This is a genomic window from Bifidobacterium sp. MSK.17.10, assembly GCF_019129655.1.
GTDB lineage: Bacteria > Actinomycetota > Actinomycetes > Actinomycetales > Bifidobacteriaceae > Bifidobacterium > Bifidobacterium adolescentis.
In genome coordinates this window covers 1-1,131 of sequence record NZ_JAHOJD010000030.1, presented here as the reverse complement: position 1 = coordinate 1,131, position 1,131 = coordinate 1, and the positions used below count along the sequence as shown (strand labels likewise).

Here is a 1,131-nt window from a genome sequence, read left to right as displayed (position 1 = left end):
ATTCCGGCACCGTATGGATTCCGATCGCCCGCATTCCAATCAGTGGCATCACCGCTGGAACTCCTGTCATGCTTGTCAAGCAGTTGCCTCCGATGAGCCAACTGTGGGATTCCGTAACCCTCACGAAGACGACGAGCGATAAGCTTGTTATTGACACTTCCATCATCCCTTTGGCTTGTGCCCAGTCAGGTGCAGATGCGCTGCTCGTGCTCAGCATCCTATGGCAGAACAGCGGCAGGTTCCGTTCTGTCTCATGGGGGTCCGTCAACTTGGCTACAGTCAAAGGGTGGAAGACCGCACGTGAATCCTTCGGCTGGTGCTTCGATAACAATATCGACTCCAGCACACAGTCAACGGCAAGGTTTTACATGGCCAACAACATAATCTCGTGGAGAGATTCATCGGAGCATGATATTGCTGCCGGCTGCTGGCATAATGGAGGCTTAATCGTGCCGGTCATGCGAGACTAGCTGAATATTACGCCATCAGGTACCGGAATGACTTTCTGGAAGCATTGGATGATATCGCCGGTCGAGACACCGCCAATGAGAGTCACTGACCCGTCCGTGTTCCAGTTCGCCTGTTTGCCATAGGAGTGGCCTGACACATTGGCGATACATCCAAGGCCGACAGTCTTGGAAGGTTTTATACCAGACTTGTACTGCCAGACTTGGAAATTCCCGACATTCACGGTACTTTGAAAAGAGGCTAGGTCAACGAAGATCAGCCCGTTTTTGACGGTGAATATATTACCGCCGCCATATGGCGAGCAGACGAACGATCCAGTGGATTGCCACTGAAGTTGACATGTCTGGGTTACGGAAAGCTATTAAAAGTGGATTTCCACGATTCCGCCTGTGACAGCCACTTCGGGGCCAACGAGGAGGTTGACGGTCCCGTCCGGCGCGATCGATACTTGGACTGAACGTTGCAGATATGACGGGTGGATGAATGGAATCGCCACTGTCGTTCCAGACGATAGTATGGCTCTGCCATTCAAAGCCTTAATCGCGTTCGGATTGGGTATTTTCCCGATTGGATAGATTCCTCCGTTGCCATTGCTTTTCCCGAACGGCAGGGTTACGGAAAGCTATTCAGGCGAGAATGTAGGTCATCGTCCCGGAGAACGTG

At 52.1% G+C, this 1,131-nt stretch carries 1 protein-coding gene; it reads left to right on the top strand.

Going from position 1 to position 1,131, the window contains the following annotated elements:
- The coding region (locus tag KSX58_RS10270) for a hypothetical protein (protein ID WP_217752138.1) at nt 1-470 on the top strand (470 nt) is incomplete at its 5' end.
- Between the last annotated feature and the right edge of the window lie 661 nt (nt 471-1,131).